This is a genomic window from Bradyrhizobium sp. P5_C12, from assembly GCF_054049735.1.
This window is the reverse complement of the sequence record NZ_JBFULU010000024.1, coordinates 51,705-75,344: the sequence shown is the minus strand read 5'-3', so window position 1 is coordinate 75,344 and position 23,640 is coordinate 51,705. Positions and strand designations below refer to the sequence as shown.

General features: G+C 64.8%; 22 protein-coding genes. 5 read left to right on the top strand and 17 right to left on the bottom strand.

Going from position 1 to position 23,640, the window contains the following annotated elements; genetic code table 11:
• Positions 1-72 precede the first annotated feature (72 nt).
• Positions 73-894, top strand: coding sequence for an enoyl-CoA hydratase (locus tag ACXJMY_RS21805; protein WP_456621403.1), 822 nt, complete (start codon positions 73-75; stop codon positions 892-894).
• Positions 895-953: 59 nt separating this feature from the next.
• Here the strand turns inward: ACXJMY_RS21805 and ACXJMY_RS21800 are convergent, their stop codons facing one another.
• From ACXJMY_RS21800 to ACXJMY_RS21775, 6 genes are all read right to left on the bottom strand, one after another.
• Entirely contained in the window at positions 954-1,625 is a 672-nt protein-coding gene (locus tag ACXJMY_RS21800; protein WP_456621402.1) for a hypothetical protein, read from the bottom strand.
• Between the two features lie 56 nt (positions 1,626-1,681).
• Positions 1,682-1,855, bottom strand: coding sequence for a hypothetical protein (locus ACXJMY_RS21795; RefSeq protein ID WP_456621401.1), 174 nt, complete (start codon positions 1,853-1,855; stop codon positions 1,682-1,684).
• A 158-nt stretch (positions 1,856-2,013) separates the two neighbouring features.
• Positions 2,014-3,528, bottom strand: coding sequence for a DUF5939 domain-containing protein (locus ACXJMY_RS21790; protein ID WP_456621400.1), 1,515 nt, complete (start codon positions 3,526-3,528; stop codon positions 2,014-2,016).
• Positions 3,529-3,903: 375 nt separating this feature from the next.
• Positions 3,904-4,983, bottom strand: a complete 1,080-nt coding sequence (locus ACXJMY_RS21785; protein WP_456621399.1) for an isocitrate/isopropylmalate dehydrogenase family protein — start codon at positions 4,981-4,983, stop codon at positions 3,904-3,906.
• 77 nt (positions 4,984-5,060) lie between these two features.
• The gene (locus tag ACXJMY_RS21780) at positions 5,061-6,128 is read right to left on the bottom strand and encodes an alcohol dehydrogenase (protein ID WP_456621398.1); all 1,068 of its coding nucleotides are present in this window, start codon (positions 6,126-6,128) and stop codon (positions 5,061-5,063) included.
• A 146-nt stretch (positions 6,129-6,274) separates the two neighbouring features.
• Complete coding sequence (locus tag ACXJMY_RS21775; protein WP_456621397.1) at positions 6,275-7,471, bottom strand: CaiB/BaiF CoA transferase family protein; 1,197 nt, start codon at positions 7,469-7,471, stop codon at positions 6,275-6,277.
• Positions 7,472-7,664: 193 nt separating this feature from the next.
• On the opposite strand from ACXJMY_RS21775, the gene glgA reads away from it, so the two are divergent.
• Positions 7,665-9,080, top strand: a complete 1,416-nt coding sequence (gene glgA / locus ACXJMY_RS21770) for a glycogen synthase GlgA (RefSeq protein ID WP_456621396.1) — start codon at positions 7,665-7,667, stop codon at positions 9,078-9,080.
• A gap of 286 nt (positions 9,081-9,366) precedes the next feature.
• Here glgA and ACXJMY_RS21765 read toward each other — a convergent pair whose 3' ends face one another.
• Positions 9,367-10,311 (bottom strand): oxygenase MpaB family protein, encoded by a 945-nt coding sequence (locus tag ACXJMY_RS21765; protein ID WP_456621395.1) that lies wholly within the window; start codon positions 10,309-10,311, stop codon positions 9,367-9,369.
• Positions 10,312-10,401: 90 nt separating this feature from the next.
• Positions 10,402-11,550, bottom strand: a complete 1,149-nt coding sequence (locus tag ACXJMY_RS21760) for a patatin-like phospholipase family protein (protein ID WP_456621394.1) — start codon at positions 11,548-11,550, stop codon at positions 10,402-10,404.
• A gap of 198 nt (positions 11,551-11,748) precedes the next feature.
• Here ACXJMY_RS21760 and ACXJMY_RS21755 point away from each other — a divergent pair, with 198 nt between their 5' ends.
• Positions 11,749-12,636, top strand: a complete 888-nt coding sequence (locus tag ACXJMY_RS21755; RefSeq protein WP_456621393.1) for a LysR family transcriptional regulator — start codon at positions 11,749-11,751, stop codon at positions 12,634-12,636.
• Positions 12,637-12,768: 132 nt separating this feature from the next.
• Here ACXJMY_RS21755 and ACXJMY_RS21750 read toward each other — a convergent pair whose 3' ends face one another.
• Positions 12,769-13,485, bottom strand: coding sequence for a peroxiredoxin-like family protein (locus tag ACXJMY_RS21750; protein WP_456621392.1), 717 nt, complete (start codon positions 13,483-13,485; stop codon positions 12,769-12,771).
• Between the two features lie 275 nt (positions 13,486-13,760).
• Between ACXJMY_RS21750 and ACXJMY_RS21745 the strand changes: the two genes are divergently transcribed.
• Positions 13,761-14,243: a cupin domain-containing protein gene (locus tag ACXJMY_RS21745; RefSeq protein WP_456621391.1), complete on the top strand. Its 483-nt coding sequence runs from the start codon at positions 13,761-13,763 to the stop codon at positions 14,241-14,243.
• Between the two features lie 114 nt (positions 14,244-14,357).
• Positions 14,358-15,560 carry an MFS transporter gene (locus ACXJMY_RS21740; protein ID WP_456621390.1) on the top strand — a complete coding sequence of 401 codons (1,203 nt, stop codon included), beginning with the start codon at positions 14,358-14,360 and terminating at the stop codon, positions 15,558-15,560.
• Here ACXJMY_RS21740 and ccoS read toward each other — a convergent pair.
• The 8 genes from ccoS to ccoN form a co-directional block, all read right to left on the bottom strand.
• Positions 15,557-15,724 (bottom strand): cbb3-type cytochrome oxidase assembly protein CcoS, encoded by a 168-nt coding sequence (gene ccoS / locus ACXJMY_RS21735; protein WP_008138466.1) that lies wholly within the window; start codon positions 15,722-15,724, stop codon positions 15,557-15,559. The two genes, ACXJMY_RS21740 and ccoS, sit on opposite strands and share 4 nt — an antisense overlap.
• Entirely contained in the window at positions 15,724-17,913 is a 2,190-nt protein-coding gene (locus ACXJMY_RS21730) for a cation-translocating P-type ATPase (RefSeq protein WP_456621389.1), read from the bottom strand. The genes ccoS and ACXJMY_RS21730 overlap by 1 nt, the downstream gene beginning before the upstream one ends.
• 11 nt (positions 17,914-17,924) lie before the next feature.
• Positions 17,925-18,416, bottom strand: coding sequence for a FixH family protein (locus tag ACXJMY_RS21725; protein WP_456621388.1), 492 nt, complete (start codon positions 18,414-18,416; stop codon positions 17,925-17,927).
• Positions 18,417-18,431: 15 nt separating this feature from the next.
• Positions 18,432-19,898 (bottom strand): cytochrome c oxidase accessory protein CcoG, encoded by a 1,467-nt coding sequence (ccoG, locus tag ACXJMY_RS21720; protein WP_456621387.1) that lies wholly within the window; start codon positions 19,896-19,898, stop codon positions 18,432-18,434.
• 111 nt (positions 19,899-20,009) lie between these two features.
• Complete coding sequence (ccoP, locus tag ACXJMY_RS21715; protein ID WP_456621386.1) at positions 20,010-20,882, bottom strand: cytochrome-c oxidase, cbb3-type subunit III; 873 nt, start codon at positions 20,880-20,882, stop codon at positions 20,010-20,012.
• 6 nt (positions 20,883-20,888) lie between these two features.
• On the bottom strand, positions 20,889-21,053 hold the full coding sequence (locus ACXJMY_RS21710) for a CcoQ/FixQ family Cbb3-type cytochrome c oxidase assembly chaperone (RefSeq protein ID WP_015687703.1): 165 nt from the start codon (positions 21,051-21,053) through the stop codon (positions 20,889-20,891).
• Between the two features lie 13 nt (positions 21,054-21,066).
• Complete coding sequence (ccoO, locus tag ACXJMY_RS21705; RefSeq protein WP_027546562.1) at positions 21,067-21,801, bottom strand: cytochrome-c oxidase, cbb3-type subunit II; 735 nt, start codon at positions 21,799-21,801, stop codon at positions 21,067-21,069.
• A 12-nt stretch (positions 21,802-21,813) separates the two neighbouring features.
• On the bottom strand, positions 21,814-23,463 hold the full coding sequence (gene ccoN, locus ACXJMY_RS21700; protein WP_456621385.1) for a cytochrome-c oxidase, cbb3-type subunit I: 1,650 nt from the start codon (positions 23,461-23,463) through the stop codon (positions 21,814-21,816).
• Positions 23,464-23,640: the final 177 nt, after the last annotated feature.

The following is a 23,640-nucleotide window of genomic DNA, read 5'->3' as shown; positions in this document are numbered from 1 at the left end:
CGCCTTGCCGCGGTTGACCGCGGCCTTTCCCCGGCCGCACATTGCGCCCGGCCTACGACAAGCGAGCGCGCGATGCCCGAGATCCCCAACACGACCGAAACACCCTACGCCGACGGCAATATCCTCAAGCATGCCGCCGATGGCGTCGGGGTGATCACCTTCAACAATCCCGACAAGCGCAACGCGATGTCGCTGGAGATGTGGGAGGGATTTGGCGAGGCGCTGACGAGCCTGCGCGACGACGACGCGGTCCGTGTCGTGATCCTGCGCGGCGCCGGCGGCAAGGCGTTCGTGTCGGGCGCCGACATCAGCCAGTTCGAGAAGACCCGCCACAACGCGGCCGCCTCGGAGGAATACGCCAAGCGCAGCGCCGCCCAGCGCGCGCTGCTCGCCGACTATCCCAAGCCGACGATCGCCTGCATCCAGGGGTTCTGCCTCGGCGGCGGCATGCAGGTCGCGATGCTCGCCGACATCCGCATCGCCGCACACAGCAGCCAGTTCGGCATTCCCGCGGCACGGCTCGGCATCGCCTATGGCTATGACGGCTTGCGGCACCTGGTGTCGCTGGTCGGCCCGTCCTGGGCGCGGCTTCTGATGTACACCGGCATGCGCATCGACGCGGCGGAAGCGCTGCGGATCGGGCTGGTGGAGCGGATGATCCCGGACGACCAGCTCTGGGGCGAGACCATGATGATTGCCGAGACGATCTCGCAGAACGCGCCGCTGGCGATCAAGGCCGCCAAGATCACCATCGCGCAAGTCTTGAAGGACGAGAGCGCGCGCGACATGGAGGCGATCAAGGCGATCGGCACGGCTTGCATGGACTCGGCGGATTTCCGCGAGGGCCGGCAGGCGTTCATGGAGAAGCGCAAGCCGCAGTTTTCGGGGAAGTAGCCTCGGCGCCCGACCACGCCAGCAAAAATCTCATGAGCGCAGGCCAAGATAGGCCAAGATCACAGCACGCACCCGCAGCGGGCCGATTGGGCATAAGCCAAAAGCCGGGGGTCGGCCTTAGGATGCGCTTCGCAAAAGCGATCAATGATTTGGATGACATTCTCGCTGTAGTCTCGTTGCCAGTGTCCCAGCCCATGTAAAGCGCTCTCTTGGCAAGCCATCGAGTTGAGGTGAAGGATGCTTTCCATGGTACCCAGCGCGCAATCGTGGAGCGTTGGCAGACCTGGATCGCCGGTAAGCGCCAGGCTCGGAAACACATCCCACCACATGTAGCAAACACAGTTTAGTGTTCCAGCATCGGCTTCGCTGAGGTGAGACAAACTCGGAGTGCAACGAGGCTCAAACAATTTCGCAAATAGAGTAGCGATAGACCTTACGCAGCGGAGCCGGTCCTTGATCGGTACTTCAATTGAACAGAGCCATCTGCTATCGCCGCTAGCGCTCGTATTCACGAGGTAGGTTAAGCCCTGCGCAACTTGGCTATCGGCAAATCCCTGTAACGCCGGCTCCGGGTCTTCAAACAGTCGAGTGAGATAAGACACCGCTTCCATCGGGGCCGGATCCCACCAATCATGGGCCGGATCGAAATACCAAGGTGCTTGCTGAAAGCGAACTTCGCGTCCGAATGAGTGTTCGAGCCAATCATCAAAAGGCAGGTTTTGCAGGCGCATCACGACGGCCCCAACTGATCGCTAAACGACGCGGCCTTCCACCTTTCCGCTTGCTGCTACGTCTCGTGCTTGCCAGATATTTCTGGCCCGGCCAAGCGAAGCTCCAGCGCTTTGAGCTGTTCGATCAACTCTTCGACGATCTCTTCGTAGTCGGACGGCGTCAGCGAATGCACACCGCGCGATGTCAGTTGGTTCTGGAGAATCGTCGCCATGATGGCTTTGATGCTCATGGAGGCTTCTGAATACTCATGAAGTACAATGTGAAGTAGACGCCAAAGATTGATGAGGCGCAACGGCTGGGGCCTAACCTCCCGGCCCGTACAACTACGGCGGCCCCGCCGATATTGCGCTGCGAAGCAGCGGCTCCTTGCGCTGCATCAGCGGGTGCTCACCTCCGTGCCGGAGCAATTCCAATCCGATGAATTTCCATCTTCTGGCCGATGCCCTTCAAGTTCTCGTAGTCGCGCGAGGCCGGGCGTCCTTTGACGATGTCGCCGACACCTGGGGCTTCCATGACAGCTTCGGTCAGGCACACTTCGTTGACGTGGGCCAGGCCCTGCACGCGTGCAGCAATATTCACGTCCTGCCCGAAATAATCGATCCGGTCGTTGAGCCGTACGGCAACCGCTCTGCCTCTGTGCACACCGACCTTGAGGCCCAGCGGCCGTGAAGCGGTTTGGTTGAAGTGCAACAGTTCCTCGATCATCTCGACGGAGGCACGGACGGCGTCCTGTGGGCGCTCAAATCCGGCCATGACTGCATCGCCGATCGTCTTGACGATGGTGCCGGATCGTTCTCGAATGATCTTGTTCAAGATGTCGAAGTGCTGGCGAACGAGAAAATAGGCATTCACGTCGCCGACGCTTTCATACAGCGGCGTCGAATCTTTCAGGTCCGTAAACAGGTAAGTCATGTCGGAGACGGCGAGGCTCTCGCGCTCATCCACCAACTGCGTCTTGTAGAGTTCGCCGAAGCACGGGGTGAGCAGCAACCGCTTGCCAGACAGAAAGGGCTCGTACTCGACCAGATGAGGCTGGAACTGGGGAGGATACTGGAGGAACCAGAAGCGGCCGCGCTCGCTCGTGTGGTTCTCGATCATGATGGTATGCTTGCCCGGGCTGATATCGGTCGTCCGTCGAAACGCAAAGCGTCCATCGCCCAGCATCATGTCTCTCGCCCCAATCGATCGGTCCGGGACCACGAACCGACCCGATTCAAGTTGAATCTGCGTTCCCTGGGGTCCCGCCGGCTCACCGTTGGCGAAGAAGATCAGGAGCATCTTATGGCAGAGGTCAAGCACCTCGAAACGGCCGGCGGTCACGTCAAACTCGAAGCTGCTGCGTTGCCCGGCCTCGATATCGGAAAATCCGCGTGAGAGCGCCGCGACGAGTTGTTCGTGCGTCATTCCATGTGGAGGCCTGAAATCCCGGGAGAAATTGTAGCGCAGATAGTAGTCCTGCACGGACAGCTGCTCGGGATGGCGGAACGCGATGTCGCGGACGGCATCCGAGACTGTAAAGGCAACCTGGATATAGTCGTCCAACGCCACGTCGTTCAGTGCATTGCAGAACTCGCACTGGAAGCGTGGATGGACCTGGTCCAGTTCGCGAAAGCTGCCTGCGACCTGCGGGCAATAGGCGCAGATCAGCAGCCACTGCATCTCGAACAGGCCGACCTTGGCGGCGTGCACAAACAGGTCGATTCCATCGGCTTCGCTCAGCCCGTTGACGGTCGCGTAATTGATAGGGTTGATGCGAAAGAGATCGTAGTCGTCGCCGGTGCGAATGAAGCGCTCGAGGCCCTGGAGCACAGGCGGCGGCCAGTTTCGCGCAGACTCAAGCTCGCTCAAGCGCTGCGTCAGGACGCTTTCGTTGATTGACGCAGAGTTCAATCCTCTCGACATGCCAGCTCCGATCGTAGTTGCCAGCCTTCGCGGCCGTTGATCAAAAGCTGCCCCTTGCCGAATGTACCTGATTGCGGCCCAAAAGGTCCGGAAATTCCGGATATGTTGGCAAGTTGGCCCGATACAGCGCCAATAAACCCTGTCCGGAGGCGTTGATAGCGTTCCGGGACCGGCTTGCTCGTGGTCTTCCAAGCCCTCGCGAGCCACGCGATGGTGCGCTCCCTCGCCCCGTTCTTACGGGGAGAGGGGTGGGATGAGGGGCTGCTTCCGCAAAAATAGTGACAGATGGATTCGCGGAGGCTCCCCCTCACCCGGAATCCGCGCTTCGCGCGAATTCCGGCCTCTCCCGCAAGCGGGGAGAGGCGAGGCAATCCACTACAGCGCCGCGATCACCGCTTTGGTAATATCCGCCGTGCCGTTGCTGCCGCCGAACTCCATCGGCTTGATGCCGCCGGCATAGACCTGATCCACCGCGCGCTCGATCTTCTCGCCGGCCTCGGCGGCGCCCTCGACGCCGTGCTTGTCGGCGAGCCAGTCCAGCATCATCGCGGCCGACAGGATCATGCCGGTCGGATTGGCCTTGCCCTGCCCCATGATGTCGGGCGCGGTGCCGTGGCAGGGCTGGAACACGGCGTATTTGTCGCCGATGTCGGCCGACGGCGCCATGCCGAGGCCCCCGATCAGGCTCGCGGTGATATCGGAGACGATGTCGCCGAACATGTTCTCCATCACCATCACGTCGAAATCCCAGGGCCGCTTCACCAGCATCGCCGAGCAGGCATCGACATAGAGACGATCGGTCTTCACGTTCGGATGCTTCTTCTCGATCTCGTCAAAAATGCCGCGGAAGAACGCAAAGGCCTTGAACACGTTCGCCTTGTCGACGCAGGTCAGCATCCCCGGCTTGCCGCGCGCCTTGCGCCGTTCGGCGAGGCGAAACGAGAACTCGAACAGGCGCTCGGAGGTCTTGCGGGTGATCACCATGGTCTCGCGCGCGTCATCGTGGGTGACGACACCCTTGCCCATCGAGGCGAACAGGCCTTCGGTCGACTCGCGGATCACGACGAGATCGATGCCGCGCTGGTCGGCACCGACGATCGGGCTCGGCACGCCCGGGATCAGCCGCGCCGGGCGCACGCCGGCATAGAGATCGAAGATGAAGCGCAGCTCGATCTGCGGCGCGATCTCGGTGTTGTCGGGATAGCGCACCGACGGCAGCCCGCAAGCCCCGAGCAGGATCGCATCCGCCTCCTCGCACAATTTGATGGTGGTATCCGGCATCGACTTGCCGGTGGCGAGATAGTTGGTGGCCCCGGCCGGCGCCTCGGTGAAGCGGAACCGCAAGTCCGACTTCGCCTCGATCCTGCGCAGCACTTCCAGCGCCGGCGCCATGACCTCGGGACCGATGCCGTCACCGGCGAGCACGGCAATATGGAAGGCGTTGTTTGCGGACATGGGGTTTCCTGAGAGTTTGGCATGTCATTCCGGGGCGCCGTAAGGCGAACCCGGAATGACGGAGGAGAGACCGAAGCTTACGGCGTCAGCACTGTCCGCCCGACCACCGCGCCCTGCTGCAATTGCACCAGCGCGTCGTTGGCTTGGCTCAGCGGCACTGCGGTCACCGGGATCGGCGGGACCTTCTTGGCCCGCACGAGGTCGAGCAGCTCCTGCGTCTCGCGCAGATTGCCGACATAGCTGCCCTGGATCGTCACCGCCTTGATCGGGATCAGCGGCAGCGCCCAGGTCGCGCCGCCGCCGAACAGGCCGACGAGGACGAGCTTGCCGCCCTTGGTCAGGCAGTCGAAGCCGAGCTGCGTGGTGGCGGCGTTGCCGACCAGATCGATCACGGCGCGGATCGGCCCGCCCGCCTTCCTGGCGAGTTGCTCGAGCGCATCCGGCGCCTTGGGATCGACGGTGGCGAGCGCGCCGGCCTTTTCCGCCGCCTCGCGCTTCTTCGCATCGATATCGACCATGATCGCGCCCTTGCCGCCCATCGCCTTCAACAGCGACAGCGCCATCAGCCCGAGGCCGCCGGCGCCGAACATCACGATCGGCGTGTCGAAATGCTGCTCGACCTTCTTCAGCGCGCTGTAGGTGGTGACGCCCGAGCAGGCATAGGGCGCGGTCGTCGCGGGATCGAGCCCCCTGAGATTGAGCAGATAGCGCGGATGCGGCACCAGCATGTGGTCGGCATAGCCGCCGTCGCAATAGACGCCGAGCGAGCGCGGCGTCAGGCACATGTTCTCATCGCCGCCAAGACAGGTCGCGCATTTGCCGCAGCCGATCCAGGGATAGACCAGGCCGGCATCGCCGAGCTTGAGATCGCCCTGGTCGGTCGGCTTCACGTCCGGGCCGAAGGCAAGGATCTCGCCGACCGTCTCATGGCCCATGGTCAGCGGCAGGTTGATGCCGCGGTCCTTCAGCGAGAGCGGCTTGCGGCCGTGGCCGAGATCGTAGCCGCCTTCCCAGATGTGGAGATCGCTGTGGCAGACGCCGGCCGCCTTCACCTTGATCAGCACCTGCGTGCCCGTGGGCTGCGGCGTGGCCTCGTCGAACTCCTTCAGCGGCGCCTTGAAATCGGCGACCTTGAAACTCTTCATCGACGTCCTCCCGGATACTTTTCTTGTCGCATCACCATGCCACGGGCGGCGGGACCAGACAAACCTGGACCTGTGTAGTTGACGCCCGCGGAGGGTGGCAAGCCGACCGCGCGCAAAGCCGCATTGCTTGCCGCACGAGGCGTCCGTCAGCCTTGCACGGCCGTTTTGCCTGACGGAATTGGCGCGCCGTCGGCGAGGCCGACCTCATCGCGCAATTCGCGCGTGTGCTCGCCGAGCACGGCCATCGTCTGGCCCGGCGTGGTGTCGGCACCGGTCATCCGGAACGGCAGATTGAGGACCTGGAACGAGCCGCCCGCGTCCGTCACCTCGGAGAGCGCCTGGCGATGCGCGAGCTGCGGATCGGCCAGCGCCTCGGTCACGGTGCGGTAGGCGGAGGCCGGCACACCGGCCGCGCCGAGTGCGACGAGGCATGCGTCGGTCGCGAGCTGCCGCGACCAGGCCTCGACGCCGTCCATCAAGTCGGCCCAGTTCTCGCGGCGCGCAGCGTAGGCCGCGAAGCGCGGGTCGGAGATCCAGTCGGGGCGGCCGATCACGCCCATCAATCCCTGAAACGTCTTCTCGCTTGCGACGGTGATCATGACATAGCCGTTCGCCGTCTCGGTCGGCCCGAACATCGGGCGCGGCGGCGGCTTCACCGCGAATTGCGAGCTCTGCAACTCGACCACCGTCAGCGTCAGCATCGACTCCAGCATGGAGACGTCGATGTGCTGGCCGAACCCGGTCACGGTGCGCTGATACAGGGCGGAGGCTATCGCGCCAAAACCGTAGGTGCCGGTGACGACGTCGGCATGATAGATGCCGCAATAGTCGGGACGGTTGCGGCCGGGCTGGTAGGCGAGATGCGCCATGTCGTAGCCGGAGGCGGCATGGATCACCGGCGCATAGGCCGGCAGCTCCGCCGAGGGCCCGGTCTGGCCGTAGCCCGAGATCGAGCAGTAGATCAGCTTCGGGTTGACCGGACGCAGGCTGTCGTAGTCCAGCCGCAGCCGGCGCATCACGCCCGGCCGAAAATTCTCGACCAGGATGTCTGATGTCGCGACCAGCCGGCGGACCGCCTCCTTGCCGTCCTCGGACTTCAGGTCGAGCACGACGCTCTTCTTGCCGACATTGAGCTGGCCGAACACGGTGCTGCACCCCTTGCGCAGCGGCGGCCGGGTCCGCATCGTCTCGCCGCCATCGGTCTCGATCTTGATGACCTCGGCGCCCATGTCGGCAAGCATCCGCGCGCAGTGGGGACCGGCAATGGTGGTCGAAAAATCCAGCACCCGCAGACCTGCAAAGGCCTTTGTCGTCGTCCCCTCATGCTTATCTGCTAGTTGCATGCTTGCTGTATCCTTGGAGTCCCCAGGAACGTTCGATGTTCTCTGTTGTTGATTGGCCGACCCTAGATGGGGGCGGCTGAGTAGGAAAGTCTTTACCGAACGGACGCGCGTTGTGGGCGGGCTTTGGAATTGCGGGGCAACTGGACCCGTTCTTGCATAGCAGCAAACGGGCTCGGGCAGGGGGTGACTGTTCTTGAGGGTCTTGTTTGTCACGACAGAGATGGACGATTTCGTCCGCGTCGGCGGACTCGGTGCCGTTTCTGCTGCGCTTCCGAGAGCCCTTCGTCCCTTCGCCGATATCCGGATCATGCTGCCCGGCTATCGCGACATCATCGAGCAACTCACGCACATTCAGATCGTTGGCCGCTGTCCGCCGTTCGCGGAGATGCCGGCCTGCTCGCTTGGCCGGGCCGCAACCAAGGACGGTCTGCCGGTCTATGTGCTGCTGTGCTCCCAACTCTACGATCGTCCCGGCAACCCCTATGGCGATGAAGCCGGGCGCGACTGGCCCGACAACGACATCCGCTTCGCGCGTTTTGCCTCGGCTGCGGCTGAGCTGGCCGCGGGCAATCTGGACAAGAATTGGGCAGCAGACCTGATCCATGCCAACGACTGGCAGGCCTCGCTGGTGCCGGCTTATCTCGCCTGGCGCGGCAGCAAGCTGCCGTCGATCCTGACCATCCATAACCTCGCCTATCAGGGACTCTTCCCGAAGGACTCGCTGCGGCGGATCGGCGCACCGGAAAGCTCCTTCCATATCGACGGCGTCGAGTTCTACGACAAGGTCTCCTTCCTCAAGGCCGGACTGGTCTACGCCTCGCACCTCACCACCGTCAGCGGCACCTATGCGCGGGAGATCACCACCTCCGAATTCGGCTGCGGCCTGGAAGGCCTGTTGCGGCTGCGCTCCGACGCCGCCGAGCTCACCGGCATCCTGAACGGGATCGACGAGAGCTGGGACCCGCGCTCCTGCGCCCAGCTCGCCCAGCAATTCGGCGCCGGCGACTGGATCGGCAAGAAGGCCAATGCGGACTATGTGCGCAAGCAGTTCGGGCTCGCGGTGTCGCGCGGCCCGATGTTCGGCATCGTCGCGCGCCTCGTGCACCAGAAGGGCATCGACCTCGTGCTGTCGGCGGCCGACGAGATCATCGATGCCGGCGGGCAGATCGTGGTCACCGGCTCCGGCGAGCCGGCGCTCGAGCAGGCGCTGATCGACGCGCATCGCCGCCGCCCCGACGCGATCGGGGTCGCGATCGGCTTCAACGACGCCCAGGCCCGGCGCATCTTCGCCGGCAGCGACTTTACCTTGATGCCGTCGCGGTTCGAGCCTTGCGGGCTCAGCCAGATGTACGCCCAGCGCTTCGGATCGCTGCCGATCGGACACCAGACCGGCGGCTTGGCCGAGACCATCACCGACGGCGAGACCGGCTTCCTGTTCTCAAAACCCTCGCACGAGTCCCTTCTCGGCGGCGTCCGCCGGGCGTTCTCGACCTTCATGGCCCAGGACCAGCTCGATTCCATGCGCCGCAGCGCCATGGGACGATCGTTCTCCTGGAGCATCTCGGCCAGCTGCTACAGCGCGCTGTACCGGAAGCTGGCGGCGGTGTGAGAAAGCGACGGCGCTTCCACGTACTCCGTCATTGCGAGCGCAGCGAAGCAATCCAGAATCTTTCCGCGGMGACAGTCTGGATTGCTTCGCTGCGCTCGCAATGACGCTGCGGGGAGAGCGCGTGCCTCACTCTTCTCACGTGCCCCGGACGCAGCGCAGCGCTTCTTCAGCGATGCGCTGCAGAGCCGGGGCCCATGTCGCACAGGAGTCCGTGGCCTCTGGGTCCCGGCTCTGCGCCGCAATGCTCACGCGTTGCAGCTTGTCCGGGACACGCCGGGAGCGCTTCTTAGCGGCGCGTGTCCATCTGCGGCCGTCCGATCCAGGCACGGTTGAGGCAGCGGGTTATCCAGTCCGGCTGCAACTCTCCTCGCAGCCGCGCCTGCGCTTCCTGGTAGGGACCGACATAGCGCAGCCTGTCCGGCAATCTCGGATAGACGCGCCTGATCCATTTCATCGCATTGTCGGCGGATCTGATATCGCGCTCGTCCAGTTCGAACCCGAAGCCTGCGCGCAAGCGCTCCGGCAGCAGGCTTGCCGTGAGCGCACGATACCATCGCGGCGGACGCAACCACGGACGCGCGCCGTTGAAGATTTGTGTCGCGATCTCGCGCGCGGCCGGGCTGACAGTCAACGTCTCCGACCCCGCCATCGCCGCGGTGTAAGCGGCGAAGCCGGACCAATCCGCCGGCAAATCATCCCCGGTCAATCCGAACAGGGCGCCGAAGGTGCGGCTCTCGTTCCAGTAGCGCTCGCGCTCCTCGGCCGCGAGCGGCGGCAGGACCAGGTCGTGCGCCATCAGCGCGGTCTCGACCAGCGTGGCATGAACCCAGCGCAGCGACGGGATGTCGTTGGCGCAGTAGCGCGAGCCGGCCGCGAACGGACCGACGGCCTCGGGCATCTCTCCGACGATCATGGTATGGCGCCGGTGCAGCTGCCGGGACGACAGCATCGCCCGATCGAGCGAGCCGAACACCATGGCAAAGACGATGTCGAAGGTACGATGGAAGCGGCCGATCGGATCGGCAAGGGTCCGCGAATGCTCCGCGATGGCGGCAGCGACCCAGGGATGCGCCAGTTGCAGCAGCAGCGCACGGCCGGCGCCGAGGAAGATGACGGCCTCCCGGTCGATCCGCCAGGTCACCGAGGCCGGACCGAACACGCCCGGGACCGGCCCCGCGGCGTCAGCCCGGACCTGATCGAGGGCAGCTTCCAAATCGTTCTCAACGACCAATTGCGAGCCTCGCGACGAAGACGCCGCGACAATAGCCCAGACCGCGCGCCCGCAACATCGTCACGACCCGAAACAAACGACGGATGCGGCCTACTCCGCCGCAATCGGCATCTCGTCGATATGCTCGTGCAGCACCACGCCGGCGAGCGGATCGAATTCGCCGATCCACGGCTTTCGTGCGAGCACGGACTTCGTGTGGGCGTAGCCCGCATGCCAGCGCCGCGTAATGCCTGACGGGCTGAAGTCGATGTCCTTGGTATGGGTCTCGCGGTCGAGCTGCGGCGCCAGCAGCCGCACGACGTGCATGCGGGTCGGACAGCCGTAGCTCATCAGCTCCCTCACCGCGGGATCGCTGCGCTCGCTCTCGGGCAGACGCGCGGCGAGCTGGTTGATGACGTGACGCAGGCGATGGGCCTGTTGCTGTCGCACGATCTGGCTCGCGATGCGGCTGGAGTACTGCACGTCCTTATGGCGGTTCAAGACCTCCGCCATCGTGGTCGGCTCGGCGCCGACGGGATTCCACAGATGCACGGAGAAGATCAGCGAATCCCTGCGTGGATTGTCGTCGAATACGGCCTCCGTCGGCGTGTTCGACAGGATGCCGCCGTCCCAATAGAGCTCGCCGTCGATGCGCACCGCCGGAAAGGCTGGCGGCAATGCGCCCGAGGCCATGACATGTTTCACCGTCAGCTCGCCGTCGCGGCTGTCGAAATAGCGCATTTCGCTGGTGCCGACATGGGCCGCACCGACCGTCAGGCGCGGCGCGCAGCGATTGGCGAGGTCGAAATCGACCAGCTCGCTCAGCGTCTTCTCCAGCGGCGCGGTCGAATAGAAACCGGCGTGATCGGCGCCCAGCGGATAGGAATCCCCGGCATGCGCCAGCGCATTGGGCCGGAAGAAGCCGGGAATGCCGTGGGTCACGGTCGACCAATAGGCGAGCTTCTCGTTGAAGTCGGGAAACGCAGTGCGCCAGTTCCAGACCGGGTTCTGCTCCATCCGCTTCCAGAACTCCCTCAGGCGCGCGAGCCGGTGCTCCGGCGCGTTGCCCGCGATCAGGCTCGCATTGATGGCGCCGATCGAGGTGCCGATGATCCAGTCCGGCTCGATGCCGGCCTCGTGCAGCGCCTGGTAGACGCCGGCCTGGTAGGAGCCAAGCGCCCCGCCGCCCTGCAGCACGAGGACGACCTGACCCGGCAGGTCCATGCTCTTTCGTTGCCCGTTGTCCTGCATGCGGTTCATGTCTCGCTCCTGTCGAGCCTATGGTTATCATTCGTCAGGCGTAAGGCTATTGTTACGTCTTGCCATTTTCCGCGATTGTCGGGTCTTTTGGAAATGCCGATTGGCTTCCGAAACCATACGCACGCGCTATCGCGGCCAGGATATCATTCCCTGTCCCGATCGGTTAGATTTCCGGCCGATCCTGCCGGGAGCCCATCCATGGAAATGCACCAGGTCCGCTATTTCCTCGCGGTGGCGCAGCTCTTGAATTTCACGCGCGCCGCCGAGGAATGCAACGTGACGCAGCCCTCGCTGACACGCGCGATCAAGCAGCTCGAGGCCGAGCTCGGCGGCGACCTGTTCCGCCGCGAACGGCCGGCGGCGCAACTGACCGAGCTCGGCCAGCGCATGCATCCGCTGCTGAAGCAGTGCTATGACGCCGCCGCCGGTGCGCGCTCGCTCGCCTCCTCGTTCAAAAGTGGTGAGGTCGGCGCGCTCCGCGTTGCGCTGACGCATTCGGTCGACCTGGCGTTGCTTATCCCCCACCTCAACGAGATCAGGCGGCAGTTCAACCGGCTCGAATTCCGCTTCCTGCGCGGGACGAGCCGCGAGGTCGGTGAATTCCTGAAGAAGGGCGAGGCCGAGCTCGGCATCGCCGCCGAGATCGACGAGGCCTGGGATCGTCTCGACGTCTGGCCGCTGTTCACCGAGGCGTTCGATCTCATCGTCAGCAGGGGGCACCGGCTTGCCGAGCACGACACGATCGAGCCGGACGACCTGCGCGCGGAACAATTGCTCGGCCGCAGCTATTGCGAGCATTCCAAGCGCATCGCAGCGAGCCTGCGCGAGCACGGCATCGATGTCGATCACGGCCACGAGATTTCGAGCGAACGCGACCTGATCGAGCTGGTGGAGGCCGATATCGGCATCGCCATGATGCCCCACACCTCGCCCGTGCCGGACAGCCTGAAACGCGCTGCGGTTGCCGGCCTCGATGCCCGCCGCACCGTCAGCCTCTATGGCGTCGCCGGCCGCCAGCGCACGGCGGTGGCCAATTCCGTGATGCGCATGCTGCGCGGTGCGGACTGGCGGGCGATTGCGGGGTAGCTGCCGAGAACGATCGCTGCTCTTCCCCGCTCGTGACTCGCTTGCACTGAGTGCGCGGAAGCAAACCCCTCATCCGGCGCGCTACGCGCGCCACCTTCTCCCGCAAGGGGAGGAGGACGAAAGTGCGCAGCCTCACTTCTCCCGGCTTGCGCGCTCCAACGCTTCGAGCAGATCGTCGATCTCCATGCGCTTGCGGAAATCGGGATCGACGAAGCGGGCCTTGACGATGCCGTCGCGGCCGACCACGAACACCGCCGGGATCGGCAGCATCCAGCCGTCATTGCCGTGGAATTTCGCCATGTCCTGATAGGACAACAGTCTCTGGATCTCGGCGCCGAGCCAGATCGCGAGATTGAGCGACAGCGCATAGCCATTGTCGAGATCGGTCAGGATCCGAAATGGCGCACCGGAATCAGCCTTGAGCTGGCTAGTGTATTCCTGCGTCTCCGGCATGATCGCAACGATCTGCGCACCCATCGCCTCGACGCGGTCCTGCGCCTGGACCACGGCGCGGACATTGAGCCGGCAATAGGGACACCAGTGGCCGCGGAAGAACATCACCACGACGGGGCCTTGCGCCAGCAGCGCGGGCAGCGTCACGAGACGCCCGCCCTCGTCAGGCAGCATGAATGGCGGCATCACATCGCCCGGACGCGGCGCGTTCTCCCCGCCGCCGTTCCCGTTCAATCGCGCCACCAGGCGATCGACCGCCTCGCCATAGGCCGGAAACACCTGGCGGCTTGCGTCGGCATACGCGAGGAGCTGCTCGTTCAGCGTTCCCTCCATCTCGCGGCAGCGCTGGAAGGCAAGCTTGAGCTGCTCGGCATCTGCTGGTGAGAGAGACGTCATCTTCCGCTCCGGCGTTCGAAGGACGAATATTAGGTTCCTGGTCCGGCCGCCCGCAAGGGGCGGCTGTCGCCAATCGGGCGCCCCACCATCGGACGCCGGATATCCCGAAAGCGGAAATGCCGTTGCCCAATCGGTTCGATAGCCGCCGCGCATCGACATAGCGCGGGGCTATCGCACCGAAAGCGAAACGGCATTTCAGGACGGGCTCGCTCTCGACGAAGCTCCTGCCATAGCCGGCGACCAGCGAGGTTGCGGCCAACAGAGGAGACTTCCCCATGTCTAGGCATCACATATTGTCGCGCCTGGTCTGGCCCGGCCTTGCCGTTCTCGGCATGCTGCCCTTTGCAGCACAGCCGGCCCTCGCGGGCGAATGCCCCGCCGAGAAGATGAAGCCCAATGCGCGTCAGATGGTCGATTACAAGCCGGTCGGTGTCACCGACGTCACGCTCGGCGCCATCGATCTCGGCAAGCAGCCGGCGCATATCGAGGGTCGCGAGCTGCGCTTCCGCAAGCTCACCATCGAGCCCGGCGGCATCGTGCCCTGGCACAGCCACGACGATCGCCCTGCTCTGATCTTCGTGCAGCAGGGCGAGATCGTCGAATACGCCTCCAACTGCGTCGATCCGATCGTGCACAAGGCCGGCGACATCCGCCCCGAGGTATCAGGCACCTCGCATTGGTGGAAGAACCTCGGCAAGGAGACGGTCGTTCTCTATGTCGGCGACGTCCGCAGGGACCCCAACGATCATCACATGTAACGGGCGCTTGAACAGGCCGTCGTTCCGGGGCGCGAAGCGAACCCGGAATCTCGAGATTCCGGGTCTGGTGCTTGCGCACCAGCCCGGAATGACAGATCAACGGAGAGCCGAGCCATGACCGATCTTTCCGCGTCGATCAAACCGACCGCGATGATGACGGATGAGCATTCCCCGGGCCTTGCGCTTCGTTCGCTCGTCATCGGCCTCACCGCCTTCCTGACCGTCGTCGATCTCTTCGCGACGCAGGCGATCCTGCCATCGCTGACGCGCCATTACGGCGTCACGCCGGCAGCGATGGGCTTTGCCGTCAACGCCAGCACCTTCGGCATGGCGACGGCTAGCCTCGTCGTCGGCTTCTTCAGCCCGCGCATCAACCGGCGGACCGGCATTCTGCTCAGCCTCACACTGCTGGCGGTCCCCACGGGGCTGCTGGCGATCGCGCCCAATCTTGCGGTCTTCACCGCCTTGCGGATCGCGCAGGGCCTGTGCATGGCATCCGCCTTCGCGCTCACCCTCGCCTATCTCGGCGAGCAATGCAGCGCGATGGACGCCGGCGGCGCGTTTGCCGCGTACATCACCGGCAATGTCGCCAGCAACCTTGTCGGCCGGCTGATCTCGGCGGCGGTCGCCGACGGCCTTGGCCTCGCCTGGAACTTCTATTTCTTCGCGACGCTCAACCTCGCCGGCGCGGCGCTGGTCTATTTCACCATCCGACGCGCGCAGCCGATGCACGCCATGACGCCGGCGGGCCCACCGCTTGTCGCCATGATCGCGCATTGGCGCAATCCGCGGCTGCGCGCCGCCTACGGCATCGGCTTCTGCATCCTATTCGCCTTCATCGGCACGTTCACATTCGTCAATTTCGTGCTGGTCCGACCGCCGCTGTCGCTCGGCATGATGGATCTGGGCCTCGTCTATTTCGTCTTCCTGCCGTCGGTCGTCACGACGTTGCTCGCCGGCAGGGTGGCATCGCGGCTCGGGACGCGGCCGACGATATGGGGCTCGCTCGCTGTGGCCGGACTGGGCCTGCCGCTGATGCTGGCGCCGCATCTGGGCGAAGTGCTCACCGGCATGGTCCTGGTTGGTGTCGGCACATTCTTCGCGCAGGCGGCCGCGACCGGTTTCGTCGGGCAAGCCGCCACCGACAACCGCGGCGTCGCCAGCGGGACCTATCTTGCCTGTTACTTCTTTGGCGGGCTCGTCGGCACGGCCGTGCTCGGGCGGCTGTTCGACAGCTTCGGCTGGCACGCCTGCGTCGCCGGTGTCGGCGTGGCCCTCGCGGCCGCAGCCTTGCTCACATTCGCCCTCAAGCGCTAGCGCTTGACCGGGGCTTCCTGCGGCGGTTCGTCGTCGGCGATCGCGCGCCAGGCGGCGCCGTCGAGATCGTCGTACTGGCCGCTTCTGAGCGACCAGAGGAAGGCGACGAGGCCGGCGCCTCCCAACATCAGCGCCAGCGGAACCAGGATGACCAGGATTTCCATCACATGATCTCCCGCGAGGCGCTGCGTGCGCGCAGCGAATTCAGCATGACCAGGATCGACGATCCGCTCATGGCGGCGGCGGCAATCAGGGGCGTCACGACGCCGCTGATTGCGACCGGCACCGCGAGGACGTTATAGCCGATGGCAAGCCAGAGGTTCTCCCGCATCAGGTGCAGCGCCTTGCGCGCGGAATCGATCGCGGCGACGACGGGCGCCAGCGGCCGGCCGAGGAAGACGAGATCGGCGGTGGCCTGGCTGAGATGCGCGGCCGAGATCGGCGACATCGAGACATGGGCCGCCGCCAGCGAGGGCGCATCGTTCATGCCGTCGCCGACCATCAGCACTCTTGCACCGCGCCGCTTCAATTCCTCGATCCGCGCGATCTTGTCGGCCGGCGTGACGCCGGCGCGCCATTCGGGAATGGAGAGCGCGTGGGCCGCGGCCTTCACCGCCGGCTCGCGGTCGCCGGAGAGGATCTCGATGCCGATGCCCCGCGCCTTCAGCGCCGCGATCACGGCCTGGGCATCCGGACGCAGGCCCTGACGCACCGAGAGGATGAATTTTTCGGCTCCCTTGCTGAAAGCCACGACCGACGCTTCAGGATCGAGCGTGGCGCCGCCGACCAGCGCCTCGGCGCCGCAGAAGGACGGACGGCCAAGGCGGATCTCGATGCCGTCGGCGACTGCGCGCACGCCCTGCCCGGCCTCCTCGACCGCACCGACGATCGGCGACCTGGCGCCGGCGGCCTGTGCCACCGCGGCGGCGACCGGATGATGGCTCGACAGCGCGAGCCGCCCGGCCAGTTCGAAGATGTCGGCGGGAATGTCAGCCGCGTTCATCACTTCGAGATCGGGCAGCGTCAGCGTGCCGGTCTTGTCGAAGATGACGTGGTCGGCTTCCGCCAGCCGCTCGATCGCATCGCCGGAATTGAGCAGCACGCCCGCCTTGAACATCGCGCCGGAGGCCACGGTCTGCACCGTCGGAATCGCAAGCCCGAGCGCACAGGGACAGGTGATGATCAGGACCGCAACGCCGGTGACGATCGCATCATGCCATGTAGCGCCGGCGATGACCCAGCCGAGAATGGTGAGGAGCGCGGTCGCGTGCACCACCGGCGCGTAGAGCCGCGAGGCGCGGTCGGCGAGCCGCATGTAGCGCGAGCGGGCCTGGAGCGCGTGGTCGAGCAGCCGCGTGATCTCGGCGAGCAGCGTCGCCTCCGACGCGGCCGAGACCCGCACCCGCAGCGTGCCGGAGATGTTCATGGAGCCAGCATAGACAGGCGTGCCCTGCCCCGCCGTGACATAGAGCGTCTCGCCGGTGATTAGGCTCTGATCGATCTCTGAACGCCCCTCGATCACGGTGCCGTCGACCGCGCAGCGCTCGCCGGGCCGCAACAGCACGATGTCGCCGGGATGAATTGCCGCCACCGGCACCTGCGAGATCTCGTCAGGGCCGACGAACTTGGCCGCCGTCTCCGCCTTCAGCGCGGCGAGATTGCCCGCGACCGCGCGGGTCCGCCGCCGCATGTTCTGGTCGAGGAAGCGGCCGACCAAAAGAAACGTGAGCAGCATGATCGCGGCGTCGAAATAGGCGTGCTCGGCGTGGTGGATGGTTTCGACCACGGACATGCCGAGCGCAAGGCACACACCGATCGAGATCGGCACGTCCATGTTGGTGGTCTTGTTCGACAGCGCGCGCCAGGCCGAGCGGAAGAACGGCTGGCCCGCATAGGCCGCCGCCGGCAGCGCGATCAGCGCCGACAGCCAGTGGAAGAAATCGCGCTGCTCCGGCAGCATGTCCGAGACGTTGCCCGACCACACCGGGATCGACAGCATCATCACGTTCATGGTGGCGAAGGCCGCAACGCCGAGGCAGCGCAGCAGGAAGCGCGATTCCGCGACCTCGGCCGCCTCCGCGCTCTCGGTCTCGTAAGGATAGGCCTTGTAGCCGAGCTCATCGAGGCGATCGATGAAGCGGGCCGGATCGAGCGTGCCCGCCTTCCATTCCAGCGCGACGCGCCGGTCGGTGAGGTTCACACGCGCCAGCGTGACGTCGGGAATGGCGGAGAGTCCGCGCTCGATCTTGGCCATGCAGCCGGCGCAGTGAACGCCCTCGACCGCGAGATCGATGTGCTGGACGCCGTCGCCGGCGGTCCGGACGTAGTGCGAGAAATCCCGCGTGACGTGCATGCCGAATTCCTTCAGTTCAGGACGACGCGGTTGCGCGACAGGAAGACGCGCATCCCCCGCGCCTCGCCCTCGATCACCAGATCCCACTGACCGGGCGTGACCGAAGCGGCATTGCCGCGATAGATGCCTATGCCGGCCTCGGCGAGCTCGACCGCGAGGTCGGCGCGCTTGTCGGTCGGCCGCTCCAGGCGGCCGCCGAACTTGAGGCCGGTCACGGGCCGGCCGCTTGCATCGCGCGCCTCGACCTGGAGCGTGGCGCCGCCGTCGGCACGCCGCTCGATATGGGCGTTGACCTGCCATTTGCGCGCGGCCTGGTCCTGCGCCGCCGAAATCTCCCGGTCATAGGTGAGGCCTGCGGCATAGGGGCTGTCGACGTCGGTGCCGGGCAGCGTCGCGATCGCGAGCTTCATCATGGTCACGTTGACGCCGATCACGACGCCGAAAAAGGCGACCAGCATCAGGAAGACTTTGGTTCCGGTCAGCGGCCTGGGTGCGGATGCCATGGCGGTCTCCTGATCTCACGGCGAGACGAAATTGTCGGTGGCGGAAGCGACCTCGCCGAGCCCGATATCGGTGACGTGGAAGCGGACCGGAATCGACTTCTCCGGATTGCCGTCCGCGGGCGCGGTCACGAGCAGCCGAAGCTCGCTGGTGGAATCACGGGGGATCACGATCATCGGCCGGTCCGGCGTCACCGAATCGACACCGACGACATGGATCGTCGCGTTGGCCGGACCGTTCGCGTCGATCGCGACGACGCGGTCGTAGCCGCTCTTGTTCAGGAGACGGACGGTGTAGGCGTTCCGGATCGAGCCGTCGCTGAGCCGGACCGCGACCGGATTGCGGTCGTGCAGCACGTTGACGTCGAGCAGGCTGCGCGTCGCCAGCGTATAGAGCATGATGCCGCCGACGGCCGCGATGATCGCGCTATAGACGATGGTGCGGGGACGGACGATCCGATAGACCGGCGCCTTGCCTTCCTGGCGGCGCTGGATGTTGATGTCGTTGTCGTAGCCGATCAGCCGCTTCGGCCGGCCGATCTTGGTCATCACGTTGTCGCAGGCGTCGATGCAGAGCCCGCACTGGATGCATTCGAGCTGCGGCCCGTTGCGGATGTCGATGCCGGTCGGACAGACCGCGACGCACTGGTAGCAATCGACGCAATCGCCGACTGGCTGCCCGAGCGAACGCAGCTCGGCGGCCTTCTTGACCGAGGTGCGCTTCTCGCCGCGGTCATAGCGATAGGTGACGTTGAGCGCCCATTCGTCGGTGAGTGCCGCCTGGATGCGCGGCCACGGGCACATATAGGTGCAGACCTGCTCGCGCATGTAGCCGGCGAGCACATAGGTCGTCGCGGTGAGGATGCCAATCCAGGCATAGGCGATCATCGGCCCCTGGAAGGTGACGAGCTCCTTCACCAGGGTCGGCGCATCGTTGAAATAGAGCACCCAGGCGCCACCGGTCCACCACGCGATCAAGAGCCAGATCGAATGCTTGAGCACGATCTCGGAGATGCGCTCGAGCTTCATCGGGTCGGACGAGGCGTCCTTCTTCATCCGCGCGCGGCGGTCGCCCTCGACCAGCCGTTCGACGGCATAGAACAGGTCGGTCCACACCGTCTGCGGACAGAGATAGCCGCACCAGATGCGGCCGCCGACCGAGTTCATCAGGAACAGCGCCACCGCGGCGATGATCAGGAGGCCGGTGAAGTAATAGACCTCCTGCGGCCACAGCTCGATGAAGAAGAAATAGAAGCGGCTGTTGGGCAGGTCGATCAGCACCGCCTGGCTGGGCGCACCGAGGCCGCGATTCCAGCGCACGAAGGGCAGGAAGTAGTAAACGCCGAGGCAGAACGCCATCAGGCCCCATTTGATCCGGCGAAACGTGCCGGAGACGCTCTGGGGATAGACCTTCGTCCGGGCTGCGTAGAGGGGCCCGACGTCATCGTCCGATGTGAGGTCTTTCGGGTTCACGGTCTTGTTCATCACCTGAAACTTCTCGAGGGGGTGCGATTGAACCTAGACCCGACGTCGCTGCTTCAGTTGATCCAGCTCAAACGGGGGCACTTTTGTTCGCCCCCGTTCGCTGCTGATCAGCTATTTTCCACCGCCCAGCGAGTGGACGTAGACCGCCATCGCCTTGATGGTGGCGGGATCGAGCCGCCCTTCCCAGGCCGGCATGACGCCGGCGCGGCCCTGGCTGATGGTCTCGATCAGGGCGGCCTCGTCCGAGCCATAGAGCCAGATCTTGTCGGTCAGATCAGGCGCGCCCATCTCCAGGTTGCCCTTGCCGCCATCACCGTGGCAGGCGACGCAATTCTCGACGAAGATCTTCTCGCCCTTGGCCTTGTCGTAGCCCGCCCGGGTCGGCAGCCCCGACAGCGACCGCACGTAATTGGCGACCGTGACGATCTCGTCGCCCTTCAGCACGCCGTCCTTGCCGAAGGCGAGCATCTGGCCCTCGTGCGTCTTGGCATGACCGGAGCGTACGCCGAACTGGATGGTCTGCATGATCTGGTCGAGCGTGCCGCCCCACAGCCAGTCGTCGTCGTTCAGGTTCGGGAAGCCCTTGGCGCCGGCACCGCCGGAGCCGTGGCACGGCGCGCAATTGTCGCCGAACACGGTCTTGCCCTTGGCGCGCGCAAGCGCCAGCAGGGCCGGATCCTTCTCGATGTCTGCGAGCGGCGCCGCCGCCAACGCCGCCATCTTCTCACCGCGGAGCGCCTCGAGATTGGCGAGCTCTACTGCGAGGCTGGCGCGCGTCGAGTAGCCGAGCAGCCCGGTCGTATTGCTCGAAATCAGCGGCCAGGCCGGATAGACGATCAAGTAGCCGATCGACCAGATGATGGTGAGATAGAAGCTGATCACCCACCAGCGCGGCAGCGGCGTGTTGAGCTCCTTGATGCCGTCCCACTCATGTCCGGTCGTCGTCTTGCCGGAAACAGAATCGAATTCGCTATGATCGGTCATGGTCTCTCACTCCTCCCGCAACGGCAGGTGTGCTGCTTCGTCGAACGCAGCCTTGTTACGGGGCCAAAATGCGTAGGCGATGATCGCGAGAAAGATCGCGACGAACACCGGCGTCCAGATCGTGGTCACGAGACCGGACGCGAGATTGTCGAGTGTCAGGATGGCTTTCATCGTTGATGCCTTCTCAGCGAAGATTGGCTTTCTCGTTGTAGATCTTGAAGTCGACCAGCGTGCCGAGCATCTGCAGGTACGCGATCAGCGCGTCCATCTCGGTCGGCGTACCGGTCTTGCCGTCGAAGTTGCGCACGACGGCCTTGGCGTAGCGCTTGCTGAAGGCGTCGGAGCCGGCATTGTCCGGATCGGCCTGGGCCTTCAGATCGGCGCCCGCGTTGGCGATCTGGTCGTCCGTGTAGGGCACGCCGACGGTCCGGAGCGTACGCATGTGGTCGGCGATCGTGTCCGGATCCACTTCGGTTGCGCTGAGGAACGGATAGCCCGGCATCACCGACTGCGGCACGATCGCGCGCGGGTTGGTCAGATGGGTGACGTGCCAGTCGTCGGAATACTTGGCGCCGACGCGGGCAAGGTCCGGACCGGTGCGCTTCGAGCCCCACTGGAACGGGTGGTCGAACATGCTCTCGGCGGCCAGCGAGAAGTGGCCGTAGCGCTCGACCTCGTCGCGCAGCGGCCGGATCATCTGCGAATGGCAGAGATAACAGCCCTCGCGGACGTAGACGTTGCGGCCCGCGAGCTCCAGCGGTGTGTACGGCCTGACGCCGTCGACCGCCTCGATCGTGCTCTTGAGGTAGAACAGCGGGGTGATCTCGACGAGGCCGCCGATCGCGATCACCAGCAGGATGCCGACGATCAGGATGATCGAGTTCTTTTCGAAGACTTGGTGACGCGTCCAGAACGACATTGCTTGAGCTCCTCATTCCGCCGGCTGAAGAGCGACGGGCATCTGGACTTCCGCTTCGCCGACGCGGACGGTCATCCAGAGATTGTAGGCCATGATCAGCGCGCCGATCAGGAACAGCCCGCCACCGGCAGCCCGGATGACGTAGAAGGGATGCATCGCCTCGACGGTCTCGATGAAGGAGTATTCGAGGAAGCCGAGCGAGGTGTAGGCGCGCCACATCAGGCCCTGGAGGATGCCGGACACCCACATCGCCGAGATGTAGAGCACGATGCCGAGGGTCGCGACCCAGAAGTGCCAGTTGACGAGCTTCAGGCTGTAGAGGCCCTTGCGATTCCAGGCCCACGGCACCAGGCAATAGAGCGCGCCGAAGGAGACGAAGCCGACCCAGCCGAGCGCACCGGAGTGCACGTGGCCGATGGTCCAGTCGGTGTAGTGGCTGAGCGAGTTGACCACCTTGATCGACATCATCGGGCCTTCGAAGGTCGACATGCCGTAGAAGGCGACGGAGACGACGAGCATGCGCAGCACGGGGTCGGTGCGCAGCTTGTCCCAGGCACCCGACAGCGTCATCAGGCCGTTGATCATGCCGCCCCAGGAGGGCATCCACAGCATGATCGAGAAGGTCATGCCGAGCGTCTGCGTCCAGTCGGGCAGCGCCGTGTAGTGCAGATGGTGCGGACCTGCCCAGATGTAGAGGAAGATCAGCGCCCAGAAGTGGATGATCGACAGGCGGTAGGAATAGATCGGCCGCTCGGCGCGCTTGGGGATGAAGTAGTACATGATGGCGAGGAAGCCGGCGGTCAGGAAGAAGCCGACCGCGTTATGGCCGTACCACCACTGGAACATCGCATCCTGGATGCCGCCCCACGCGACGTAGGACTTCGAGCCGAACACCGAGACGGGAAGCGCCGGGTTGTTGCCGAGATGCAGCACCGCGATCGTCACGATGAAGGCCAGATAGAACCAGTTCGCGACGAAGATGTGCGGTTCCTTGCGCTTGATGATGGTGGCGAGGAAGACGAGCAGATAGACCACCCAGACGATGGTCAGCCAGAGATCGGCGTACCATTCCGGCTCGGCATATTCCTTCGACTGGGTGACGCCGAGCAGATAGCCGGTGCCCGCGACCAGGATGAAGAAATTGTAGCCGACCACGACGAACCAGGGCGCGAGGTCGCCGGCAAGGCGCACGCGGCAGGACTTCTGCACGACGTAGAAGGATGTCGCGATCAGCACGTTGCCGCCGAAGGCGAAGATCACCGCGGAGGTGTGCAGAGGACGCAGGCGGCCGAAACTGATCCAGGGCAGATCGAAGTTCAGCGCGGGCCACGCCAGTTGCGAGGCGATGATGAGGCCGACGAGGAAGCCGGCGATGCCCCAGAACATCGCCATGACGGCGGAGAACTTGATCGGGCCCATGTTGTAGTTGGGGCGGCCGTTGATCTCCGCGGGCGGCAACTCCGCCGGGCGGTCGAAGTAGCGGTTGACGATGCCAAAGACCACAGCCAGGCTCGCCACGGCGCTGAGGGCGGCGTGGAAGGCGAAGGGTGCATCGAGCGCCTTGGCCGAGGCGATCACGCAGAGAAAGGCGGTGACCGCGAACACGAGCGCCAGGCCGCTTTCACCGATGGTCATGGATTTGGAGATGGAGGGCTGCTGCATCGCGGTTTCTCTTTCGAAAGAACACGCCGACAGAAACCACATTCACCCTCGCGGGGAATTGATTGAAATCAAGCTGACTGAATTTCTGGTGATGTCAGTGATGCGACGCTGCCAGTTGCAGTGCCCTCTCCCACAAGGGGAGAAGGGAAGAAAAAGCAGCAGCCTCCGTGAAACCAC

Coding starts and splice junctions, on each gene's coding strand:
- ACXJMY_RS21740 (WP_456621390.1), top strand. CDS start 14,358: ATGACCGATCTTTCCGCGTCGATCAAACCGACCGCGATGATGACGGAT.
- ACXJMY_RS21730 (WP_456621389.1), bottom strand. CDS start 17,913: ATGCACGTCACGCGGGATTTCTCGCACTACGTCCGGACCGCCGGCGAC.
- ACXJMY_RS21780 (WP_456621398.1), bottom strand. CDS start 6,128: ATGAAGAGTTTCAAGGTCGCCGATTTCAAGGCGCCGCTGAAGGAGTTC.
- ACXJMY_RS21725 (WP_456621388.1), bottom strand. CDS start 18,416: ATGGCATCCGCACCCAGGCCGCTGACCGGAACCAAAGTCTTCCTGATG.
- ccoN (WP_456621385.1), bottom strand. CDS start 23,463: ATGCAGCAGCCCTCCATCTCCAAATCCATGACCATCGGTGAAAGCGGC.
- ccoS (WP_008138466.1), bottom strand. CDS start 15,724: ATGGAAATCCTGGTCATCCTGGTTCCGCTGGCGCTGATGTTGGGAGGC.
- ACXJMY_RS21790 (WP_456621400.1), bottom strand. CDS start 3,528: ATGTCGAGAGGATTGAACTCTGCGTCAATCAACGAAAGCGTCCTGACG.
- ACXJMY_RS21760 (WP_456621394.1), bottom strand. CDS start 11,550: ATGAACCGCATGCAGGACAACGGGCAACGAAAGAGCATGGACCTGCCG.
- ccoO (WP_027546562.1), bottom strand. CDS start 21,801: ATGTCGTTCTGGACGCGTCACCAAGTCTTCGAAAAGAACTCGATCATC.
- ACXJMY_RS21745 (WP_456621391.1), top strand. CDS start 13,761: ATGTCTAGGCATCACATATTGTCGCGCCTGGTCTGGCCCGGCCTTGCC.
- ACXJMY_RS21795 (WP_456621401.1), bottom strand. CDS start 1,855: ATGAGCATCAAAGCCATCATGGCGACGATTCTCCAGAACCAACTGACA.
- ACXJMY_RS21800 (WP_456621402.1), bottom strand. CDS start 1,625: ATGCGCCTGCAAAACCTGCCTTTTGATGATTGGCTCGAACACTCATTC.
- ACXJMY_RS21750 (WP_456621392.1), bottom strand. CDS start 13,485: ATGACGTCTCTCTCACCAGCAGATGCCGAGCAGCTCAAGCTTGCCTTC.
- ACXJMY_RS21710 (WP_015687703.1), bottom strand. CDS start 21,053: ATGAAAGCCATCCTGACACTCGACAATCTCGCGTCCGGTCTCGTGACC.
- ccoG (WP_456621387.1), bottom strand. CDS start 19,898: ATGAACAAGACCGTGAACCCGAAAGACCTCACATCGGACGATGACGTC.
- ccoP (WP_456621386.1), bottom strand. CDS start 20,882: ATGACCGATCATAGCGAATTCGATTCTGTTTCCGGCAAGACGACGACC.
- ACXJMY_RS21785 (WP_456621399.1), bottom strand. CDS start 4,983: ATGTCCGCAAACAACGCCTTCCATATTGCCGTGCTCGCCGGTGACGGC.
- ACXJMY_RS21755 (WP_456621393.1), top strand. CDS start 11,749: ATGGAAATGCACCAGGTCCGCTATTTCCTCGCGGTGGCGCAGCTCTTG.
- ACXJMY_RS21805 (WP_456621403.1), top strand. CDS start 73: ATGCCCGAGATCCCCAACACGACCGAAACACCCTACGCCGACGGCAAT.
- ACXJMY_RS21775 (WP_456621397.1), bottom strand. CDS start 7,471: ATGCAACTAGCAGATAAGCATGAGGGGACGACGACAAAGGCCTTTGCA.